Annotated in this window: 1 protein-coding gene; it reads right to left on the reverse strand. The window is 60.8% G+C overall.

The window, feature by feature from the left end; genetic code table 11:
• Positions 1-232 (reverse strand): hypothetical protein (locus AC0IYH_RS34210; protein ID WP_471838947.1); only part of this gene is annotated, 232 nt, incomplete at both ends.

Here is a 232-nt window from a genome sequence, read left to right on the forward strand (position 1 = left end):
GAAGAACGTCTGGTTCTTCGAGCGGCCGTAGCTGCGCACGGACTCGCTGGTGAGATTGATCCCCTCCAGCGAGATCGCGATCTTCTGGCTGATGTCCCAACTGACGTTCAGATCCACCGTGGTGTACGGCGCGAAGAACACCGGATTGCGATCGGTGGTGCCGCCGCGGCCGGTTTCCGACAGGAACTTGTCGCGCCAGTTGTAGGTGAGGCGGGCCGAAATTCCGTTCTTG

The organism is Pseudomonas sp. AC463, from assembly GCF_979253585.1.